The sequence below is a fragment of the Corynebacterium stercoris genome (assembly GCF_024160105.1).
In the GTDB taxonomy this organism is placed as follows: domain Bacteria; phylum Actinomycetota; class Actinomycetes; order Mycobacteriales; family Mycobacteriaceae; genus Corynebacterium; species Corynebacterium stercoris.
This window is the reverse complement of the sequence record NZ_JAMFTQ010000025.1, coordinates 1-3,384: the sequence shown is the minus strand read 5'-3', so window position 1 is coordinate 3,384 and position 3,384 is coordinate 1. Positions and strand designations below refer to the sequence as shown.

Sequence of the window (3,384 nt, the reverse complement as noted above, 5' to 3'; positions counted from 1 at the left end):
ACCATCACCCACCACCAACTGGTGGAACCGAGTGATCTCCTCAACCGGTGGATCCCACCGTGACACCGTCATCACCAACACCAACCCTTCAGATCAGTGTTGCAACGACCACTAGAACTTAAGAACCGTCGGCAAGCGAAAAAGCCCCCGGCGGGAAGCCGAGAGCTTTTCTATGAAGAGTACCCCGTACGGGATTTGAACCCGTGTTACCGGCGTGAGAGGCCGACGTCCTAGGCCGCTAGACGAACGGGGCATTAGGACTGCAAACCTCCGTGGCGGAGCTTTGCCGCTGGCCTACCTGGACTCGAACCAAGAATGACGGTACCAGAAACCGTAGTGTTGCCAATTACACCATAGGCCATCGTTTTCCAGCGCTTACCTGGGCTTTTCTGCCCGTGTCCGTGCTGAACAACGTGGATTACTATAACCACGCCCGTTGCCAGCCACCAAATCGGCAGCTCACAGCGGGAATCGGGGCGCCGATTCCCGGCCCATTGCGGCCGGGAATCACAGCAGTGTGAGCTTTACGCCTCCGCCGCGTACGGGGTCACGGCGCGGGCGGCGCGCAAGCGGGTCAGGGTGGACTCGCGGCCGAGCAGCTCCATGGATTCGAACAGGGGCGGGGACACGGCCTCGCCGGACACGCCGACGCGCAGCGCGCCGAAAGCGACGCGGGGTTTGAGGCCGAGATCGTCGATTAGCGCCTTGTTCAGCGCGGCCTCGATGTGCGGCGTGGTCCACTCCCCCTCGCCGAGGGATTCGAGGGCGGCGATGCCGGCGTCGAGCGGCTCGATCGCAGCCTCCTTGAGGTTCTTCTTGGCGGCCTTCTCGTCGAGCACCAGATCCTCGTCGCTGGTGACGAGGAACTTGAGCAGCCCGTAAGCGTCGGAAAGCACCTTGATGCGCGTCTGCACAAGCTCCGCGGCGACAGCGAACTTGTCCGCCGGGTAGTCGGACGGGAAGTCCGTGTACTCGGTGAGGTAGGCGCGCAGGCGCTGGGTGAAGTCCTCGAGATCCAGCAGGCGGATGTGGTCCGCGTTGATCGCCTCGAGCTTCTTCTGGTCGAAGCGGGCCGGGTTGCCCAGCACGTCGGACACGTCGAAGGCCTGAATGAACTCCTCGACGCTGAAAATGTCCTGGTCGGCGGAGAGCGACCAGCCCAAAAGCGCGAGGTAGTTGATCATGCCTTCCGGGATGATGCCGTTGTCGCGGTGGTTGAACAGGTTCGACTCCGGGTCGCGCTTGGACAGCTTCTTGTTGCCCTGGCCCATCACGAACGGCAGGTGGCCGAACTCCGGCGTGAAGTCGGTGATGCCGATGCGCTTCAGCGCCTCGTACAGCGCCATCTGTCGCGGGGTGGAGGCGAGCAGGTCCTCGCCGCGCAGCACGTGGGTGATCTGCATCAGCGCGTCGTCGACAGGGTTGACCAGCGTGTACAGGGGCGCACCGTTGGAACGGGCGACGACGTAGTCCGGCTGCGTCTCCGCCTTGAACGTCACCTCGCCGCGCACCAGGTCGTTCCAGGTCCAGTCCTGCTCCGGCATGCGCAGGCGCCACACCGGCTTGCGGCCCTCGGCCTCGTACGCGGCGATCTGCTCCTCGGTAAGGTCGCGGTCAAAGTTGTCGTAGCCCAGCTGCGGGTCGCGGCCGGCGGCCTTGTGGCGCTCGATGACCTCTTCGTTGGTGGAGTACGCGGGGTACACCTCGCCAGCGTCGATAAGCTTCTGCAGCACGTCCTTGTAGATGTCCATGCGCTGCGACTGGCGGTACGGCTCATGCGGCCCGCCGGTGACCACGCCCTCATCCCACGACATGCCCAGCCATTCGAGCGAATCGATGATGGCCTGGTAGGACTCCTCCGAGTCGCGGGCAGCGTCGGTGTCCTCGATGCGGAACACGAAATCGCCGCCGCTGTGGCGCGCCTGCGCCCAGTTGAACAGCGCGGTGCGCACCATGCCGACGTGCGGCGTACCGGTCGGCGACGGGCAGAAACGGACGCGGATCTTTCCAGCTTCAGTCATGCGCACCATGGTAGCGCGCGCTTTTGCTACTTCCGCTGCCGAGCCAGGAAACCCCACACCTCGTCCGCCGCCGACGGCACGTTGAACCACACGTGCCCGCCGCCGTGCACCTGGATCACCTCGACAGGCTTCCGGCAGCCGCGCGCGGTAATGCGCGTTGCGTTCGGTCCTGCGGGGTGCCGGTCCACGCCGCCCGCGCACGCGTTCCGACGCTCATAGGAGACGAACATCGTCTGCACCGACAAAATCGGTGCGCCCCACCGCTCCCCGCCGTAATACGGCGTCACCGTGTCCGCCATGCCGTGGATATCCATGAACGCCACCGGGGTGTTGGCGCAGTTCATGTTCACCGGCGCGTAGAACGCGCCCGACACGGCAGCTACGCCGGCGAAGATATCCGACATGTGACACGCCGAGATCGCGGCCATGCCGCCGCCCTGCGACATGCCCGTCGCGTAGATCCGGCTGCGATCCACGTTGTACTCCCGCTGCAGCTGCGCGGTGATCGCGCGGACAAAGCCGATGTCCTCGCCCGGCCCCGTCTTCGCCGTCGGCATGCCCTCCCAGCTCATGCCAATCGCGCGCGGGTACACGATCAGCGCCTCCCGGCCCATCCCGGACTCGCGCAGTTTGGAGTACTCGCGGAACGCCTCCGCGGGGTTGTTCAGTGCCGAGTACGCCACCACGAGCGGCGTCGGCCGGGCCGGGCTATACGACGCCGGCACCCACAGCAGATACTCACGCCCGTTGATCTGGCCGATAAGGTTCGACCCGCCACCCGCCTGAGCCGCGGGGCCGATACCGGACAGCGCGCTGGAGAGCTGCTGCAGGTCCGGCAGCGACGAGCCGCCCGGGCCTTGGACGGTGCCCTGGGTGGTTCCCGCGGCGCCCGCGGCGTAGCCGGTGGCCATGCGCACGAACTCATCCCAGTTGGCTTGGCCCTGGGCGAGCTGGCTACCGCTGAAGGTGTGCGCCGGGGCCGGCACGGCTTCCGCGGCCGCCGTGGCCGCCACGCTCAGCGCCGCGGCGATGCCTATGAACGTCGTTGCTGCCTTGCGACGCACGCCCGCCGCTCCTCGTGCCTTCACGGCGCCCTCCCAGTGAATTCCCATCAGTAACTTCAGTCACATTAGCCCCAGCTGTGGCGGCCCACAATCCCGCGGACCCGCTCCCCGTCGTTGAGCGCCGAACCCGCCGCGCTGTACCCCCATAGGCAGGCCCCCATAGTGGCCGATTTTCGCGGGCGGTGTCATGTGGTGAATGCGCCACCTGACCGGGAGGTTGTTGTGGGTCGACGTTCGACGCCTATGCATGTGCGCCAGGCTGCGCTGGCCAGGGTTGAAGCGGGTGAGGGGGTGTATGC

At 66.0% G+C, this 3,384-nt stretch carries 2 protein-coding genes and 2 tRNA genes; all 4 read right to left on the bottom strand.

Annotated features, from left to right (window positions below; all coding sequences use genetic code 11):
* Positions 1 to 180: 180 nt before the first annotated feature.
* Positions 181 to 253 (bottom strand) — tRNA-Glu (locus tag M5J20_RS11275).
* A gap of 36 nt (positions 254 to 289) precedes the next feature.
* Positions 290 to 361: transfer RNA gene (locus M5J20_RS11270), tRNA-Gln, on the bottom strand.
* Positions 362 to 524: 163 nt separating this feature from the next.
* Entirely contained in the window at positions 525 to 2,021 is a 1,497-nt protein-coding gene (gene gltX, locus M5J20_RS11265) for a glutamate--tRNA ligase (protein ID WP_437177651.1), read from the bottom strand.
* A 26-nt stretch (positions 2,022 to 2,047) separates the two neighbouring features.
* Positions 2,048 to 3,085, bottom strand: a complete 1,038-nt coding sequence (locus M5J20_RS11260) for a CE1 family esterase (RefSeq protein ID WP_253579616.1) — start codon at positions 3,083 to 3,085, stop codon at positions 2,048 to 2,050.
* Positions 3,086 to 3,384 lie beyond the last annotated feature (299 nt).

Coding starts and splice junctions, on each gene's coding strand:
- gltX (WP_437177651.1), bottom strand. CDS start 2,021: ATGACTGAAGCTGGAAAGATCCGCGTCCGTTTCTGCCCGTCGCCGACC.